This is a genomic window from Aliirhizobium sp. YIM B11859, assembly GCF_057163345.1.
This window is the reverse complement of record NZ_JBXHAY010000003.1, coordinates 666,632-682,549: the sequence shown is the minus strand read 5'-3', so window position 1 is coordinate 682,549 and position 15,918 is coordinate 666,632. Positions and strand designations below refer to the sequence as shown.

Sequence of the window (15,918 nt, the reverse complement as noted above, 5' to 3'; positions counted from 1 at the left end):
GCTGATCTCCTGTTTGGGCTGCCGAGTACCATTGTCTGCCGGCGACGGCAATCGGTCGGGCGTCTGCCGCGGATTGCTACTCGCCTTCGGGGGCTGACGATACGAAATCACTGCCGCGCCATTCGAGCAGATGATAGGGGTTGGTCTGCAGTTCATGACCGGTCGAGAAGGCGATTTCGCCGATGACTGTTGCGAACCGCTGGTCGGCCAAGCTGCGGGCAAGCGCCCCCGGCTGCCGGCCGGCCGAGGCGATAGCCTGGCTTGCCAGCTGGACGGCGGCATAGGCCGGCAGAACATCGCCTTCCGGTTCTATCCCCTGCCTTCGTAATCCGGTGACGATCTCGCTTGCGACCGGTGCCGCCTGATAGGGTGGCAGCGACACGGCAAGCGTGCCGTCGGCAAGCGGAACCGGTCGATTGGCGGCCTGCATGACATCGCCGCCAAGCACGGTGAGGGGAATGTTTTCAGCCGCCGCGTCGCGAACAATGATGGTGATGTCATTGCGTTCCGCGCCGACGAGGACGTGGGTTGCGCCTGCCTTCTGCAGGCGCCGGACGAGGGCGATCTGCTGTTCCTGACCTGGACGCATCGTATCGGTGAAGACCGGAGAAATGCCGATCGGCTCGAGCTTCTGGCGCACCGCGCTGATCAGTTCGCGACCGTAGATCGTGCCGTCGTCGACAAAGGCGATCGGATCTGCCTTCCACCGGGCAACGATGACTTCAGCGATCTTGTCTGCTTCGGCCGTCTCGGACGGCGCCATGCGGAACAGCGGCCAGCCGTTGCGCAGAGCGTCCTCCATGAGGATGTGGGAGCGGACAGATATGGTGATGGCTGGAATGTTGCGATTTGAGAGGGTCGGCATGGCGGCGGTCAGCGTCTCGACGCAGAGAAAGCCGATCGCGATCGAGGCGCCGCCATCCGCCAATGCCTTGGCCGCTTTGGCTCCGCCGGCCTCGTCGCAGCTTTCGTCCACTTCGACGATCTTGTCCCCGGTCGTGCCGGCCGCCGCTTTTGCGCCGGCAAAAATCTGGGCACCAAGCAATGCATAGGGGCCCGATTTCGGTGCAACGACGCCGATCACCCCGGCCGAGGCCGCAATCGCCGGGACCGTACAGGCGAAAGCGGCGGTCATCATAACGGCGAGACTGGAGCGCAGGGACGGCATGCTTTTCCTTAAGGGGCGGCGTTTGCGCCACATTTAACCGGCGAGGTCGACGCGTCAAAGCTTTTTCCCGGCTTTTTCATGATTGTGCTGTGATGCCGCTTCGGGCGATCATCTCTGCACCTCGCATCTGGCGAAGGCCGGCATCAAACACCATCTGTTGGAAACAGCCCGCTTCACCTGCGAAAGGACCTTGCCCATGCGCTCAGCCGAACCTCTGGACCCGCTGCTGACGGCCCAACGCTGGCGAGAAGATGGCCGTGATGTCGCCATTGCCACTGTGATCGAGACCTGGGGCTCTGCGCCACGGCCTGCCGGCAGCAATCTGGTGATCGATGCGCAGGGCAATTTCGAAGGCTCCGTTTCCGGCGGCTGCGTGGAGGGTGCGGTGATTACCGAAGCGCTGGACGTGATCGGATCCGGAGCGCCGAAAATGCTGGAGTTCGGTGTGGCTGACGAGACCGCCTGGCAGGTCGGGCTATCCTGCGGCGGCCGTATTCGCGTTTATGTCGAGAGGCTCGTCTGATGCGGGCCGAAACGCTTGCCGGGCTCAATGCGGCGCGTGCGTCCCGAAGGGGAGCGGCGCTGGTGACGTATCTTTCAACCGGTGATGTGGAGCTCGTCCTCGAGGAGGATATCGCCTCGAGCCCGCTTTCCGTCCAGATTGCGGCGGCGCTCGGAACCGGCAAGGCTGCAAGTGTCGAGACCGCCGACGGCGCGGTCTTCATCAATCCGCATGTTCCCCCGCCACGGATCGTGGTGATCGGGGCGGTGCATATCAGCCAGGCACTCGCCCGCATGGCCGACATTGCCGGTTATGATCTGTCGATTATCGATCCGCGCACGGCATTTGCCACGGAAGAGCGTTTCGATGGCGTCCGGCTGTTGGCCGACTGGCCGGAGGACGTGCTGGCGGGCGAACCGCTCGACAGCTATACGGCTCTTGCGGTCGTCACTCACGATCCGAAGATCGACGATTTTCCCCTGTCTGCGGCATTGAAGGCCAATTGTTTCTATGTCGGCGCCCTCGGCAGCCGGAAAACTCATGCCAAGCGGATCGAGCGTCTGAAGGCAATGGGACATGGCGACGAAGAGATGTGTCGCATCGCAGCGCCGATCGGCCTCGATATCGGGGCTGCGACACCGGCGGAGATCGCCGTCGCCATTCTTGGGGAGATCATTCGGTCGTTTCGCCTGCGTCACCGGCTGGAGACATCTGCCGCATGAGATATGGCGATTTCGAAATCGGAGAGGCCGATGGCGTGGTGCTTGCCCATGCGGTGAGGCTCAGGGATGGGCGTATCGGCAAGGGGACGCTTCTCTCCAGTCGCGATGTGGATCGACTGGCGGCGGAGGGGATAACCTCCGTCACCGGTATCCGCCTCGAACGCGGCGATCTCGGCGAAGACGAAGCTGCAGATTACATCGTGAATGCCATCGGCGGCGATCGCTTGCGTTTTTCCGAAGCGTCGACGGGGAGGGTCAACGTCTATTCGACGGTCAACGGCCTGTTCACAGCAGACAAGGTTGTGGTCGATGCGCTGAACCGGGTCGATCCTGCCATCACGCTTGCCTGTCTCGCCGATCACGTCCCGGTACGCGCCGGCGACATGGTGGCGACGATCAAGATCATCCCGCTCGCCGTGTCGGGCGCCAAGGTTGCCGAGGCAAGGCAGGTGATCGCAGCAAACGCGCCGTTTGCGGTCAAACCGTTCAGTCCCCGTTCGGTGACTTTGATTGCGACCGAGTTGCCATCGCTCAAGACGTCGGTGATGGACCGGACCGCCAAGATCCTGGCGCAGCGACTGGCGATTTCCGGTAGCCGGCTTATCAAGGAGATCCGGGTGAGGCATGACCGGCATGCAGTTGCCGAGGCTTTGCAAGGGCTTGGTCTGGACTGCAATCGTGAGCCGGCTATGGTGATCGTGTTCGGTGCATCGGCAGTTACCGATCCTGAGGACGTTATCCCTGCTGCCATCAAAGCGGCGGGTGGTAGCGTCGATCATATCGGCATGCCGGTCGATCCAGGCAATCTGATCGTGCTGGGACATATCGGTGCGGTGCCGGTGATCGGCGCTCCTGGTTGCGCCCGCTCGCCGAAAGAAAACGGTTTCGACTGGGTGATCGACCGGATCATGGCCGGGGAGACGCCTGAATGGGCTGATCTTACCGGCATGGGTGTGGGAGGACTGCTGATGGAAATTCAAAGCCGGCCGCGTCCGCGGGACGCCAAGCCCCGCGATGGCCGGACGATCAACGTTGCCTGTGTGCTCCTTGCGGCAGGGCAGGCGCGCCGCATGGGACCTGACGGTCCACACAAGCTTCTGGCGGAATTCGATGGCACGCCGTTGGTGAGACGCTCGGCACAGATGCTGTTGATGTCGGATCTGCAGACCGTCGTTGCCGTGACCGGTCATCGTCACGATGAGGTGGGGCAGGCCTTGTCGGGCCTTGATGTGGTGATGGCGTTCAATCCCGATTATGCGTCGGGCATGGCGAGTTCGCTCGTCAGCGGCTTTTGCCGGCCGGAGATTTCATCCGCGGATGGCATATTGGTGATGCTGGCCGACATGCCGGCCGTTGGCAGCGATCAGGTCAACCTGCTGGTGGAACGTTTTCGGGCGGCGGGCGGCCGGTCGGTGGTGCGATCGGTATTTGACGGAAAAAGGGGCAATCCGATCATCCTGCCGCGCGAGACTTATGCGGCGGTGCTGCGGCTGGAAGGCGATATCGGCGCAAGGGCGATCATCGAAAGCTGCGGCCTGACGATCATCGATGTCGACATCGGACCGGCCGCGCATATAGATGTCGATACGCCCGAGGCTGTGGTGGCTGCGGGCGGTATTCTGAAGCGATAAGGCGAGGGGCCTGATGGACAATGCGTCGATCGAGGAGATGTTCGAAGGGCTGGGCCCGGTGTCGATCCGGCGCATGTTCGGCGGCAAGGGCATCTACCATCAGGGGCTGATCATCGCGCTCGATCTCCGGGACGAGATCATCCTGAAGGCCGACAAAACCAGTGCTCCGGAATTTGCTGCTGCCGGCGCGACGCAATGGGCCTATGAAGGCAAAAAGGGCAAGCCGGTGCTGATGCCCTACTGGTCCATTCCCGATTCGGCTCTGGACGACCCGGACGAGCTGAAACAATGGATCGTCATGGCTTTCGAGGCGGCGTTGCGGATCAGTCGCGATACGTAATCGCTTTTTTGCGCAACTACCAGATTTCAGGTATTGCGAAATCGGCCGCGCCACCGTTATTGTCGGTGCGTAATGGGGGATGTGGCCCGGTAACCTGCCGGGCCGACGACAGCATCCGATAATATTGCGCGCTTTTTCATTAAGGCGAAGCCGTCCTGGGCAACCAGGACGGCTTTTTCATGCCTTGAGATATGGAAAGGCCTGCTGGGAGAAAACCGAAAGCGAGCCTGGAGGATCGTTTATATCGATCCACATCAGGTCGGCGTGTTTCTCGGGTTCGGTTAGAACCGGCTCGCCTTCAAAATCATCGGTGACGTAGATCAAGGAGATCCAGTGCTGGCCCTCGTCAGCCAGGATGCCTTCGATATGGCAAAGAAACCGGATCTCGCCGATCTTTAGACCGGTCTCTTCCTCAGCTTCGCGGCGGGCAGCCTCTGCTGCCGGCTCCATCTTGTCGATCTTGCCGCCGACGATGTTCCAGCTGCCGGCCTCAGGTGCCTTAAGCCTGCGACAGACCAGCACCTTGCCATCGGCCCGGCGGATCACCAGGCCGACGCCCAGACCGGGAAAATCCAGTCCGGGTCTTGCCGACACCGTCACTTGGCCGCGTTGGCGACGATCAGCATGAATGCGGGGATATCGTCACCGAAACCGACCGGTGTCGGGCCGTCGTCGTGATCGCGGTAGCGACGACGGTCACGGCTGTCGTCGTTGGCGGGGTTGGGGCGCCGGTCGCGATCGCGGTTCCGGTTGTTTGCAGGCTGATTTTTCCTGTCGGAACGACGCTCCGACTTCGAATTCTCCAGAACTGCTTCCACGATTGCCTCTTCCGTAACGACTGGTTTTTCCTGCGGTGCTGCCGCCGGCTGTGCTGCGACCGGCTGTTCCTGCCGGTTGCCGCGATTGCGGTCTCGACCACCGTCCCTGCCGCCGCGTTCGCGGCCGCCCTTGCTGCGTCCACCACGCTCGCTGTCATGGCTTTCCATGGGAGCGGGCAGGGCTGCGAGATCGCCATTCTGCCATTCGATCTTTTCGCCGATCAGCTTTTCGATCGCGTCGAGATATTTCGAATCCGATTTGGTGACGATGGTGAAGGCCTTGCCGGAGCGACCGGCACGGCCGGTGCGGCCGATGCGGTGGACATAGTCTTCCGCATGGATCGGCACGTCGAAATTGAAGACGTGGCTGACATCGGGAATGTCCAGACCGCGTGCGGCCACGTCCGATGCGACGAGCAGGGTGATCTGGTTTTCCTTGAAACCTGCCAGCATGGTCGTGCGCGAGCGCTGGTCCATGTCGCCGTGCAGGGCGCCGACCGAGAAACCGTGGCGCTCCAATGAGCGGAACAGGTCGGCGACATCCTTCTTGCGATTGCAGAAGATGATGGCGTTCTTCAGGTCTTCCTGGGACTTGATCAGGTCGCGCAGGATGGCGCGCTTCTCGTAATCCTTGCCGTGGGCTGCGACGATGCGCTGCGTGACGGTCTTTGCCGTCGAGGACGGCTTGGCGACTTCGACGCGTTCCGGGTTCTGTAGGAAGCGGTCGGCCAGTTTCTGGATTTCCGGCGGCATGGTTGCCGAGAAGAACAGCGTCTGGCGAGTAAACGGGATCATCTTGGCGATCCGCTCGATATCCGGGATGAAGCCCATGTCGAGCATGCGGTCGGCCTCGTCGATGACCAGGATTTCGACCCCGGTCATCAGCAGCTTGCCACGCTCGCAATGGTCGAGCAGGCGGCCGGGGGTGCAGATCAGCACGTCGGCGCCGCGCTCCAGCTTGCGCTCCTGGTCTTCGAAGGAAACGCCGCCGATCAGCAGCGCCACGTTGAGCTTGTGATTCTTGCCGTATTTCTCAAAGTTCTCGGCAACCTGCGCTGCGAGTTCACGGGTCGGTTCGAGGATCAGCGTCCGCGGCATGCGTGCGCGCGCTCGGCCCTTTTCCAGAAGCGTCAGCATGGGAAGAACGAAGGACGCGGTCTTGCCCGTGCCCGTCTGCGCTATGCCACAGATGTCGCGCCGCTGCAGTGCGTGCGGAATGGCTCCGGCTTGGATCGGCGTAGGTATTGTGTAGCCGGCATCGGTGACGGCATCGAGAACTTTCTGGCTCAGGCCAAGATCAGCAAAAGTGGTCAAAGGAAATACGATTCCATTCCGTTCAAGAAGAACATGATCCGTCGCTACGCTCAATTGGGGCGACAACACGGCGCGGCATATGACCAAAACGCGGGAAAGTCAAGAAAACCGGGCACGCGCACAGTGCTTTTGGTGAACGAAAGCAACCTCGCGGCGATAGGACGCGTCCAGGGGCCCGTTTGCTACTCGAGGTAGGTGGTGAGTTTCATCCCGGCATTGAGGAAATGCATGGGATCGACCGCCTGACCGTTGCGGCGTACCTCGTAGTGAATGTGCGGGCCGGTGGCTCGACCGGTCGACCCGGCGCGGCCGAGAATATCGCCGGCCTGCACTTCGTCGCCGACGCTGACGAGTATTCGGGAAAGGTGGCCGTAACGGGTGGAAATGCCGTAGCCGTGATCGACTTCGACCATGTTGCCATAGCCGCTCGAAACGCCGGCGGCGATCACCTTGCCGGCGCCGGTCGTCTTGACCGCATCACCTGTCTGGGCGGCAAAGTCGATGCCCGAATGCAGGGCGAGACGGCCGAGGAACGGATCAACGCGATTGCCGAACGGGCTGGTGATCGGTTCGCCGGGCGCAGGGTTGGTGAAGGGCAGGGCGCGGGCCGTGCCGCGAATGTTCTCAAGCCGCGTGAGTGCCGCGTCGAGGTCGTCGAGTGATTGGTCGAAACGGTCGCCGGCCAGTCGTGGTGCGACATAGGGTCCGCCGACGCCACCCTGCTTGTCTTCCGACGCGGTTTCGTCGACATCGACGCCGCTGCGCTGCAGGATGGAATTTATCGCATCGGCCGTTGTCGATGCGCCGGCAGTCAGGCTTGCGATCCTGCTCAACTGCTGGCTTTCCAGCGTCTTGAGCGACAAGGTGACCTTGGAAAACATCCGGTCGGCTCGGTCTGCCGCACCTTCACGCAAGGATGTGGTCGCAAGGTTTGAGGCGATGTCCGAGGGTGAGGCTGCTTCGCCATGGGCAAGCAGCCTTGCAATGGCGGTCGAACCGCCTTTGGTTGCGGCACGGCGTCCATCAGTGCGCTGCCCGTCCGCCTGGGGGGCGAAAGCCGGGATGTCGGACACCGGCGGTTCGAGGCCCGAGTCGTGAGCGCGGTCGAGCAGCGATCCGAGCTTGCCGTGGCGCGAGAAGATCGCGTCCTGCTGCTCCAGCAATTTCTCGACCTTCTTCTCGACGACCTGCTGGTCAAGCAGCTGTCTTGACGTGATGCGGTCGAGCTGGGCTCTGAGCGCCGCGATGCGATCCTCGTAATCGTGCTGCATGCGGGCCTGGCGGGCAATGGTGGCGCCGATCAGGTCGTCGCGGATGACGAGGTAGGAGGTTGCCCCGAGATAACCGACGAGCGCCATACAGGCGAAGCAAAGGCCAAGCGCGATCATCCAGGGGCGGATCGTCATGTGGCGAATGTTCTCGCCGCTTGCGAGAATCAGGACGTGATTCTGTGACCGTTTTCCAAAAACCTTGTTTTCGGCGTGGTGGGCCACGTCCTGCTCCATGAAAAGCTGAGTCAAATCCGATGCTTGTGTGGCGCGATTACACATCCTTAAGGTTAATGAACTCTTAGGAGGGGGTAGGTGTCGAGGATTACCTGCGCGGACAGCGGGGGGAATACGGTATCACTTTTGGAGTGATTATCGCGCCAAACGGTGCTAGACGGCCGTCGCACACATCAAGACACATCCGCAGAGAGCAAAGATGTCCAGGTTCAAGTCCGATTTCCTCCATACGCTCGACGAGCGCGGCTTCATTCACCAGATCTCCGACGAGGCAGGTCTCGACGCGTTGTTCGCCAAGGAAATCGTGACCGCCTATATCGGCTTCGATCCGACGGCGCCGAGCCTGCATGCCGGCGGACTGATCCAGATCATGATGCTGCACTGGATGCAGCAGACCGGTCATCGCCCGATCTCGCTGATGGGCGGTGGTACCGGCATGGTCGGCGACCCGTCGTTCAAGGACGATGCCCGTCAGCTGATGACGGTCGAAACGATCGAGAGCAACATTGCCTCGATCAAGCGGGTTTTCTCCAGCTACCTGACTTACGGCGAAGGGCCGAAGGACGCGTTGATGATCAACAACGCCGACTGGCTGCGCGGCCTCAACTATCTGGAATTCCTGCGCGATGTCGGCCGGCATTTCTCGGTCAACCGGATGTTGTCCTTCGACAGCGTCAAGACGCGTCTCGACCGCGAGCAGTCTTTGTCCTTCCTCGAATTCAACTACATGATCCTGCAGGCCTATGACTTCGTCGAGCTGAACAAGCGTTATGACGTGAGGCTGCAGATGGGCGGTTCCGACCAGTGGGGCAATATCGTCAACGGTATCGACCTTGGTCACCGCATGGGAACGCCGCAACTTTACGCGCTCACATCGCCGCTTCTGACGACCTCGTCGGGCGCCAAGATGGGCAAGTCGATGAACGGTGCCGTCTGGCTCAACCCGGACATGCTGTCGGCTTATGACTTCTGGCAATACTGGCGCAATACCGAGGATGCCGACGTGTCGCGCTTCCTGAAGCTCTACACGGCATTGCCGATGGACGAGATCGCCCGACTTTCGGCGCTTGGCGGTGTCGAAATCAACGAGGTGAAGAAGATCCTCGCGACGGAAGTGACTGCCATGCTGCATGGCCGCCCGGCGGCTGAACAGGCGGCCGAGACCGCGCGCAAGACCTTTGAGGAAGGTGCTCTCGCCGACGACCTGCCTTCGATCGACATTCCCGCGTCAGAACTGGAGGCAGGAATCGGGCTTCTGGCGCTGATCGTCAAAGCCGGGCTTGCCGCTTCCAACGGCGAGGCCCGTCGCCATGTGCAGGGAGGTGCGGTGCGCATCAACGACACGGCGGTCTCTGACGAGCGCCGGACGATCGGCACCGGCGAGGTCACCGCTGACGGCGTGATCAAGCTGTCGCTCGGCAAGAAGAAGCACATTCTGGTGCGGCCTGCCTAACAACAGCCGAACCAGGCGCACATGCCATCGGGCCGCCGGGAGAAATTCCGGTGGCCTTTTTGTTTGGCCGGAGACTACTGGAACTCGAAGATCTGGCGGAAGACGCCGGGGGCGATCAGCGACAGCGGGTTGACGATCAGCCGCGGCTTGTCGAATGGGCCGTCGAGCTTGAAGGTGATGCCGAGCAGGCCACGATCGCGACCGTTGCCGAGGATCGCACCGATCAGCGGCAATTCGCCGAACAACCGGTTGAGACCATAAGCGGGCATGAAGGTGCCGGTCAGTTCGGTATTGCCGTTGGCGTCACGCAGTTTGCCCTGGAACGTGGCGCCGATCTGGTCGCCACGCACCACGCCATTGGCGACGGAGAGCGCGCCATTCTGATAGACCAGCGCGGCGAAACCGCGCTGGAAACGTGCGGCGCTGACATCGATATCGCGTTTTGTGGCGGAGGTCAGGCTTTGCCCATCGTCACCGACCGGCGTCGAGACAAGCGACTGCAGGCGCTGTTCGTTGACGAGCTGGAAGTTGCGGATGTCGATGGACCCGAGCCAGTCATTGCCACGTGCCTTGAGCTTGAGGTTGAGGAGCCCGGCCCGCATGTTGTCGTAAAGATCGGCGAAACGTGCGACGGCGCCTGCATCACCGCTGGTGACCGAGATCGTGTCGCCACGGTTCATCTGGCTCACCAATGCCTGACCGCTGCTGGTGACCGCCGTCAGGTCGGCGCGAGAAATCGTCGATCCACGGGTGGAGAAATTCAGCGAGAGGTTGGAAAGATGTTCGTCGTTGAAACCGACGGCCTGGTCGATCTTGGCACTCAGGCTGGTGCTGGTGCCGTCGCTGCCGCCTGAACTGCCGCCGCTGCCTGTAGCGCTGGCACGCAGATGGGTGATGACGGGCCTCACGTCGATGCTCGATCCGCCGACGGATATGTCATAGGCACCCTTGGCGCGCTTTATGCTGACGCTGTAGTCGTCGGCCGGGGAAAGCTGGACATGGGAGAACGAGGCCGAACTCAGCGAGCCGTTGGAGAGCTGGAACTCGCCCTTGGCGCCGAAGGTTTCGCCCGTCAGCTGGAAATTCTGGATGTTTTGTTCCTTGGCGTCGCTCGCCGTGACCTCGAACTGCGCCTTGGCGCCGATGCCGCTGCCCTTGGTCCAGCCGATCCCCGGAACGGTCAGTGCCGCACGGTTAAGATCGAGCGTTACGCCTTGACGTTTGTCATCCAGCCTCGTCAGTTCGACGCCAATCTGGCCGTCGATCAAATCCGACAATCCCGGCACCAGCTTTTCGCGCTGGGCATTGTTGAGCGTCGCCTTGATGATGCGTTCGCGCTTGATGCCTGCATTCTGGTCGACCGGCTCGACAACGGACAGCTCTGCCGAGACATCGTCGATCGTACCATTGGCTGTCAGCCGGGCCGCCTTGTTGTCGACGGCCAGAAGGCCGGTAAGACCGGCAACCTTGTGGCCTTCCATCTGCGGGCCGAGGCTGACGCCCTGCAACTGCACCTGGGCGTTCCAGACGGGCTTCGGCGGATGATGGTCCGAGATCAGGCCGAAACGGGCCTGAATGTCGGCCTCTGCATCTCCGGAAAAGTCCTCCGGCTTGAAATTGGTGCCTTTCAAGGCATTCATCGGGGCGAAATTGGCAAGCTCGGTGATCGCATCCGCATGGCCGGCAATGTGAAGCGTCAGGTCCGCCATCAGGGGCTTGGCATAGGTGGACGGGATGGCAAACTTGCCGCTCTGGACCGTCACGATCCGCCCGGATGGACCATAGGTCGCCGCCTTGGCGACATCGACCACCAAAGCTTCGCCCTTTAGCGAGAATGTGCCGTCGAGGTTGCGCAGGGGAGGGACGTCACCCGGCAGGTTGAGGCGTGAATCGGCTAGCCCGAAGCTGATCTGCAATTCGTTGGCATCGAGATCCATCGGGATGCCCGGGCCTTTCATCCGGCCGGCCGGGATGAAGACGGCGATCGAACCGTTCGACACGCTGCCGCCGAACATGTTCTGCAGCACCCAGTCCCGCGGCTTGCGTGCCATCCAGAACGGCCAGAACTGCTTGACCCCGGTCACCTGCATCTGCGGGATCTGGCCACCGAAGCTGATTTCCGGCGATTTGGTGCCAAAACGCACCTTGAGCGCTGCGGCCATGCGGCCGAGCGGGCTCGACAGTCCCATATTGTCGAATTCGAGCTGACGATCCGCCAAAAGATAACGGCCGGTGGCCTTGAGGTCGAATTGGCCGGGTTCCTCTCCCGGTGAGGCGCCGACTGCCGTGCCGCCGCTGACAAGCAGGTCCAGGCCGAAACCGAGCCGCTTGTCCGACGAATCGAGGGTGTTCAGGTCGATGACGGCGCCGGTGAAGGGCAGCACGGTTGGTCCGAAACGGGCTTGCGACTTCAGGATCTCGATGGAATTCTTGGCGAAATCATAGGCGACATTGATCGTCGCACCGCTGAATGTCTGCTGGATGCCGTCGAAATAGAAATTACCGGGCGAATTGGTCAGGGTTGCCGACATTGCCGGTTTCTGCGCGTCGCCACGTGAACGTTCGGCGGACATGTCGAAGTTGACGGTGCTTTCCAGCCCTTCGCGCGGCAATCCGTCTTCCGTTCGCTGCAACAGGAAGGAGGTTACTTCCAGACCGGAAAGATGGGCCGAAAGGGCGGCGGTGACGCCATCGATCGTTTTGGAGGCGGCCGTCAGCGAGGCCGGTTTGCCATTGACGCTGACCGAGCCATCGACACCGATCTCACCCGTTTCCGTGCGCGCCAATTCCAGATCGTTGACCCGCAAAACGTTGGCCTTCCGTCCCGGGGGGGCGGGCAGGACGATCTCGATGCCGGCAAGGCGAATGGACGCGGTGCCGGTGCGCTCGATCAGGCCACGGGCCTCGTCAAGCCGCTGGAACGCCTGTTCAAGCAGGAGTGGCACGGCATCCACGCGAACCTTGGCGAGCGCGATCGGATCGCCTTCGGGCAATTGGGCGGTCTCCAGGCGGATGTCCTGGGCCGCGATGCTGTTGATCGATATCCGGCCACCGAGAAGAGCGAGCGGATCGACCGCCATACGCAGCGCGCCGGCGCGGCTGAGATGCTGGCCGGTTGCACGTTCGACGATGTCGACATCGCGCGCCTCGATGGCAATGCGAAAGTCGGAATCGAAACGGATGGCGGTCGAGCCGACCGTCGAGACGTAACGCGGGCCGATGGCATTGTTGAGGGCGGACTGGGCGCGGCTCGTCAGGGTGCCGTCTATGATGCCGCTTTCGATGGCAAAGATGGCACTGCCGATGGCAACCGCGATGAGCGTGACGAAGAGCACCATCGTCTTGCAGAAACGCCAGGTCCTGGTCGTGTGGGGAGGGCAGTGGACGATGATCGGGTCTTCGGTCTGTGCGGACGGAAGTTCATGCAGAGGAACGATATCCTGCTTGCCGAAACTGACCTTTTCGCCCCGTATTTCCGCCATTCAGTGAAGAACTCGTCCTTTTCGCATCCACCGCTGATCTGGACGCTTCGTCTGCCTGTATATACCCATGATGAGGACAGTCACTCAAGATACTGGCGAAAGAAAGGAAATCCATGGCGAACCTGACGATCGGCGATGCCGCCCCCGATTTTACCCTGCCTGGAAACGGCGAGCGGACCATTTCCCTTGGCGATTACAGCGGCAAGGCGCTCGTTCTTTATTTCTATCCGAAAGACGACACGACGGCGTGCACCACCGAGGCGATCTCATTTTCAGAACTGCTGCCCGAGTTCGAGAAGGCCGGCGCGGCGATCGTCGGCATCTCGGCCGACAGCGTCAAGAAACACGATAATTTCGTCCGCAAGCGGGAGCTGACCGTGGCGCTCGGTTCGGATGAAGATACCGCCGTGTCGCAGCTTTATGGCGTGTGGAAGGAAAAGAGCATGTATGGCAAGACCTATATGGGGATCGAGCGTACGACCTTCCTGATCGACGCCAAGGGGCGCGTCGCGCGCATTTGGCCGAAGGTGAAGGTCGCCGGACATGCCGAGGATGTGCTTGCGGCCGTTCGCGGCCTGTAAAAACAAAAAATCCCGGTGACCGGACAGTCACCGGGCTCTCGAGCTCAAGGCTCTGCCATTCAGGTCGAAGCAATCAGCGGCAGCACTTCGGTGAAGCCGTGATAGATCATGCTCAGCGCGACATAGACGATGATGATCAGACCCAGATAGGCGATCCAGCGGAAGCGACCGAGCAGTTTTGCAACAAAGTTGGCTGCTACGCCCATCAGCGCGATGGACACGATCAGGCCGATGATCAGAACCGTCGAATGCTCCTTTGCGGCGCCGGCGACGGCGAGAACGTTGTCGAGCGACATGGAGACATCGGCCAGAACGATCTGGGTGGCGGCCTGGAAGAAGGTCTTTTCCTTGCCCTTGGCGCCCTCGGCCTCCAGATCATGGGCCGCGGCATCAGGCCCTTCGCGAAGCTCGCTCCACATTTTCCAGCAGACCCAGGCCAGCAGAAGGCCGCCGACGAGCTGCAAGCCGACAATGCCCAGGAGATAGGTGGTGATGACGGCGAAAACGAGCCGCAGCACAGTGGCCGCGGCGATGCCGAACAGGATAGCCTTCTGGCGCATATGTGCCGGCAGGCCTGCGGCCGCGAGACCGATGACGATCGCGTTGTCGCCAGACAGGACGAGGTTGATTGCGATGACCTCAACGAGTGCGGCAAAGCCGGCAGCCGTGAACAATTCCATCATGAAGAGTGACCTTTGTATCCGTTGTTCTTGCCGACGTGGAAGGTGAACAGATTTCCCCCGAAAATCGTTGCGCGCCCTGGATCGGCAGCAGACGACATTCGGCAATTATTCCGCAAAAAGGTGCAAGGCAAGCCGAATACACGCGATATCCGGCGGCAAATGGATGATTGCTGCCGTTTGCCGCACGCCGTGGTTGTTTTTGTGGTGGCGGAAGACGCAATGGCTTGTGCATCATTGCGCAACGGACAGGATGGGCCCGCCTTTTCCCGCCCGCGATGAAATGCTACGCCGGTCGGGACATGGCGCCGCGTCGGCGAATTGATGATGGGATAATGCAGTTGAAACTGGTGGGTTTTTCGGGAAGCTATGGTCAGCCGTCAAAGACATCCGCGCTGGTCGCGCATGTCGCCGAAATCGCCTGCGCCCGTTACGACCTCGGCAAAGCCATCTACGACCTGACCGATGTCGGCCAATCTCTGGGGCTCGCCAAGACCCGCGCCGATCTCGATCCGGCGGGTGCAGCGGTGATGTCCGCGGTTGTCGAAGCCGATCTTCTCGTCATCGGCTCGCCGACCTACAAGGGCAGCTATCCGGGCATGTTCAAGCATTTTATCGATCTCATCGATCCGGAACAATTGCGCGGCAAACCTGTGCTGATCACGGCGACAGGCGGTGGCGAGCGGCATGCGCTGATGGTCGAACATCAGTTGCGGCCGCTTTTCGGGTTCTTCATGGCGCATACGATCCCGACGGCGATCTATGCATCCAACCACGATTTCACCGGACAGGAGATCACGTCTCCTGCACTTCGGGAGCGGATCGGCTTTGCCGTCGACGAGCTGCAGGCTTTCGTTTCGATGGGACGCGGCAGGATATGACAGGGGACCAGGCAATGTCATTCGAGCAAGATATCGCGGCAATCACCGAGCAGGAGCGGGTGCTGGCATTCGAAAATTTCGATGCGCAAACGGCTTGGTCGCTCGGAATGCGGCTGAGGGCTGTTGCCGATGAAAGGCGCCTGCCTGTGGCGATCGACATCACGTCCCATGCCATGCCGTTGTTCTACTGCGCGATGCCGGGTTCGACGGCGGACAATACCCGCTGGGTTCGCCGCAAGCGCAACGTGGTGCTGAATTTTTTCCGCTCGAGCTATGTTATCGGCCGGGAGCTTTCGCGTGACGAGACAACGCTTCAGTCCCGTTTCGGATTGGCGGATGCCGATTATGCGGCGCATGGCGGCAGTTTCCCGATCACGGTTTTCGGCACAGGCTGCATCGGCGCGGTGACCGTTTCCGGCCTGCCGCAACGCGACGATCACAATCTGGTCGTGTCGGTGATCGCCGAAATGATCGGGCGTGATGGCAAGATGATCGCCCTCACGCCCTGATGGCAATCGTTAGCGCTTGAACATTCGCGCCACGGCGATCAGGATGCAGGCACCGATAAAGCCGGCAATCAGATATCCAATCCATCCGCCGAGAACGACGCCGAAGACGCCGAGGATGGCATTGGCGATTATCGCGCCGACTATGCCGAGGATAATGTTCATGAAGATGCCCATGTCGCTCTTCATGAATTTTTCAGCCAGCCAGCCGGCGATGCCGCCGATGATGATTGCTGCGATCCAGCCGATTCCTGCTTCTTCCATGGCCTTACCCTTTCCATGATGAATTTCGTCAAATGCGGCGGGTAACGTTCCAAAATGTTCCAGAGTTCCAT

General features: G+C 61.2%; 15 protein-coding genes. 8 read left to right on the top strand and 7 right to left on the bottom strand.

Annotated features, from left to right (window positions below; translation table 11 throughout):
- Positions 1–76: 76 nt before the first annotated feature.
- A complete protein-coding gene (locus AC2GXZ_RS15520; RefSeq protein WP_483760052.1) occupies positions 77–1,168 on the bottom strand; it encodes an ABC transporter substrate-binding protein in 1,092 nt (363 codons plus the stop codon).
- 196 nt (positions 1,169–1,364) lie between these two features.
- On the opposite strand from AC2GXZ_RS15520, the gene AC2GXZ_RS15515 reads away from it, so the two are divergent.
- From AC2GXZ_RS15515 to AC2GXZ_RS15500, 4 genes are read left to right on the top strand one after another with little or no spacing between them, the layout of a single operon-like run.
- Positions 1,365–1,691 (top strand): XdhC family protein, encoded by a 327-nt coding sequence (locus AC2GXZ_RS15515; RefSeq protein WP_483760051.1) that lies wholly within the window; start codon positions 1,365–1,367, stop codon positions 1,689–1,691.
- Positions 1,691–2,392, top strand: coding sequence for an XdhC family protein (locus tag AC2GXZ_RS15510; RefSeq protein WP_483760050.1), 702 nt, complete (start codon positions 1,691–1,693; stop codon positions 2,390–2,392). Before AC2GXZ_RS15515 ends, AC2GXZ_RS15510 begins: the two co-directional genes overlap by 1 nt.
- Complete coding sequence (locus AC2GXZ_RS15505) at positions 2,389–4,023, top strand: NTP transferase domain-containing protein (RefSeq protein ID WP_483760049.1); 1,635 nt, start codon at positions 2,389–2,391, stop codon at positions 4,021–4,023. Before AC2GXZ_RS15510 ends, AC2GXZ_RS15505 begins: the two co-directional genes overlap by 4 nt.
- Before the next feature lie 13 nt (positions 4,024–4,036).
- A complete protein-coding gene (locus AC2GXZ_RS15500) occupies positions 4,037–4,363 on the top strand; it encodes a TfoX/Sxy family protein (protein WP_483760048.1) in 327 nt (108 codons plus the stop codon).
- A gap of 177 nt (positions 4,364–4,540) precedes the next feature.
- Here AC2GXZ_RS15500 and AC2GXZ_RS15495 read toward each other — a convergent pair whose 3' ends face one another.
- The 3 genes from AC2GXZ_RS15495 to AC2GXZ_RS15485 form a co-directional block, all read right to left on the bottom strand.
- Positions 4,541–4,963, bottom strand: coding sequence for an NUDIX domain-containing protein (locus tag AC2GXZ_RS15495; RefSeq protein ID WP_483760047.1), 423 nt, complete (start codon positions 4,961–4,963; stop codon positions 4,541–4,543).
- Positions 4,960–6,495, bottom strand: coding sequence for a DEAD/DEAH box helicase (locus AC2GXZ_RS15490; RefSeq protein ID WP_483760046.1), 1,536 nt, complete (start codon positions 6,493–6,495; stop codon positions 4,960–4,962). Before AC2GXZ_RS15490 ends, AC2GXZ_RS15495 begins: the two co-directional genes overlap by 4 nt.
- Before the next feature lie 182 nt (positions 6,496–6,677).
- Positions 6,678–8,000, bottom strand: a complete 1,323-nt coding sequence (locus tag AC2GXZ_RS15485; protein WP_483760271.1) for a M23 family metallopeptidase — start codon at positions 7,998–8,000, stop codon at positions 6,678–6,680.
- A 199-nt stretch (positions 8,001–8,199) separates the two neighbouring features.
- Here AC2GXZ_RS15485 and tyrS point away from each other — a divergent pair, with 199 nt between their 5' ends.
- Positions 8,200–9,453 carry a tyrosine--tRNA ligase gene (gene tyrS / locus AC2GXZ_RS15480; RefSeq protein WP_483760045.1) on the top strand — a complete coding sequence of 418 codons (1,254 nt, stop codon included), beginning with the start codon at positions 8,200–8,202 and terminating at the stop codon, positions 9,451–9,453.
- A gap of 74 nt (positions 9,454–9,527) precedes the next feature.
- On the opposite strand, the gene AC2GXZ_RS15475 is transcribed toward tyrS, so the two are convergent.
- The gene (locus AC2GXZ_RS15475) at positions 9,528–12,935 is read right to left on the bottom strand and encodes a hypothetical protein (protein WP_483760044.1); all 3,408 of its coding nucleotides are present in this window, start codon (positions 12,933–12,935) and stop codon (positions 9,528–9,530) included.
- A gap of 113 nt (positions 12,936–13,048) precedes the next feature.
- Between AC2GXZ_RS15475 and bcp the strand changes: the two genes are divergently transcribed.
- Positions 13,049–13,516: a thioredoxin-dependent thiol peroxidase gene (gene bcp, locus AC2GXZ_RS15470; protein ID WP_483760043.1), complete on the top strand. Its 468-nt coding sequence runs from the start codon at positions 13,049–13,051 to the stop codon at positions 13,514–13,516.
- Positions 13,517–13,575: 59 nt separating this feature from the next.
- Here bcp and AC2GXZ_RS15465 read toward each other — a convergent pair whose 3' ends face one another.
- Positions 13,576–14,196 (bottom strand): TerC family protein, encoded by a 621-nt coding sequence (locus AC2GXZ_RS15465; RefSeq protein ID WP_483760270.1) that lies wholly within the window; start codon positions 14,194–14,196, stop codon positions 13,576–13,578.
- Positions 14,197–14,531: 335 nt separating this feature from the next.
- Here AC2GXZ_RS15465 and msuE point away from each other — a divergent pair, with 335 nt between their 5' ends.
- Positions 14,532–15,077: an FMN reductase gene (msuE, locus tag AC2GXZ_RS15460; protein WP_483760042.1), complete on the top strand. Its 546-nt coding sequence runs from the start codon at positions 14,532–14,534 to the stop codon at positions 15,075–15,077.
- A gap of 14 nt (positions 15,078–15,091) precedes the next feature.
- Positions 15,092–15,586 carry a heme-degrading domain-containing protein gene (locus AC2GXZ_RS15455; RefSeq protein ID WP_483760041.1) on the top strand — a complete coding sequence of 165 codons (495 nt, stop codon included), beginning with the start codon at positions 15,092–15,094 and terminating at the stop codon, positions 15,584–15,586.
- Positions 15,587–15,595: 9 nt separating this feature from the next.
- On the opposite strand, the gene AC2GXZ_RS15450 is transcribed toward AC2GXZ_RS15455, so the two are convergent.
- Entirely contained in the window at positions 15,596–15,847 is a 252-nt protein-coding gene (locus AC2GXZ_RS15450; RefSeq protein ID WP_483760040.1) for a GlsB/YeaQ/YmgE family stress response membrane protein, read from the bottom strand.
- Between the last annotated feature and the right edge of the window lie 71 nt (positions 15,848–15,918).

Excerpts from the sequence above, each read along its gene's own strand:
- bcp (WP_483760043.1), top strand. The coding sequence starts at position 13,049 with ATGGCGAACCTGACGATCGGCGATGCCGCCCCCGATTTTACCCTGCCT.
- AC2GXZ_RS15465 (WP_483760270.1), bottom strand. The coding sequence starts at position 14,196 with ATGGAATTGTTCACGGCTGCCGGCTTTGCCGCACTCGTTGAGGTCATC.
- AC2GXZ_RS15520 (WP_483760052.1), bottom strand. The coding sequence starts at position 1,168 with ATGCCGTCCCTGCGCTCCAGTCTCGCCGTTATGATGACCGCCGCTTTC.
- tyrS (WP_483760045.1), top strand. The coding sequence starts at position 8,200 with ATGTCCAGGTTCAAGTCCGATTTCCTCCATACGCTCGACGAGCGCGGC.
- AC2GXZ_RS15515 (WP_483760051.1), top strand. The coding sequence starts at position 1,365 with ATGCGCTCAGCCGAACCTCTGGACCCGCTGCTGACGGCCCAACGCTGG.
- msuE (WP_483760042.1), top strand. The coding sequence starts at position 14,532 with ATGCAGTTGAAACTGGTGGGTTTTTCGGGAAGCTATGGTCAGCCGTCA.
- AC2GXZ_RS15475 (WP_483760044.1), bottom strand. The coding sequence starts at position 12,935 with ATGGCGGAAATACGGGGCGAAAAGGTCAGTTTCGGCAAGCAGGATATC.
- AC2GXZ_RS15485 (WP_483760271.1), bottom strand. The coding sequence starts at position 8,000 with ATGGAGCAGGACGTGGCCCACCACGCCGAAAACAAGGTTTTTGGAAAA.
- AC2GXZ_RS15510 (WP_483760050.1), top strand. The coding sequence starts at position 1,691 with ATGCGGGCCGAAACGCTTGCCGGGCTCAATGCGGCGCGTGCGTCCCGA.
- AC2GXZ_RS15500 (WP_483760048.1), top strand. The coding sequence starts at position 4,037 with ATGGACAATGCGTCGATCGAGGAGATGTTCGAAGGGCTGGGCCCGGTG.
- AC2GXZ_RS15505 (WP_483760049.1), top strand. The coding sequence starts at position 2,389 with ATGAGATATGGCGATTTCGAAATCGGAGAGGCCGATGGCGTGGTGCTT.
- AC2GXZ_RS15455 (WP_483760041.1), top strand. The coding sequence starts at position 15,092 with ATGTCATTCGAGCAAGATATCGCGGCAATCACCGAGCAGGAGCGGGTG.
- AC2GXZ_RS15450 (WP_483760040.1), bottom strand. The coding sequence starts at position 15,847 with ATGGAAGAAGCAGGAATCGGCTGGATCGCAGCAATCATCATCGGCGGC.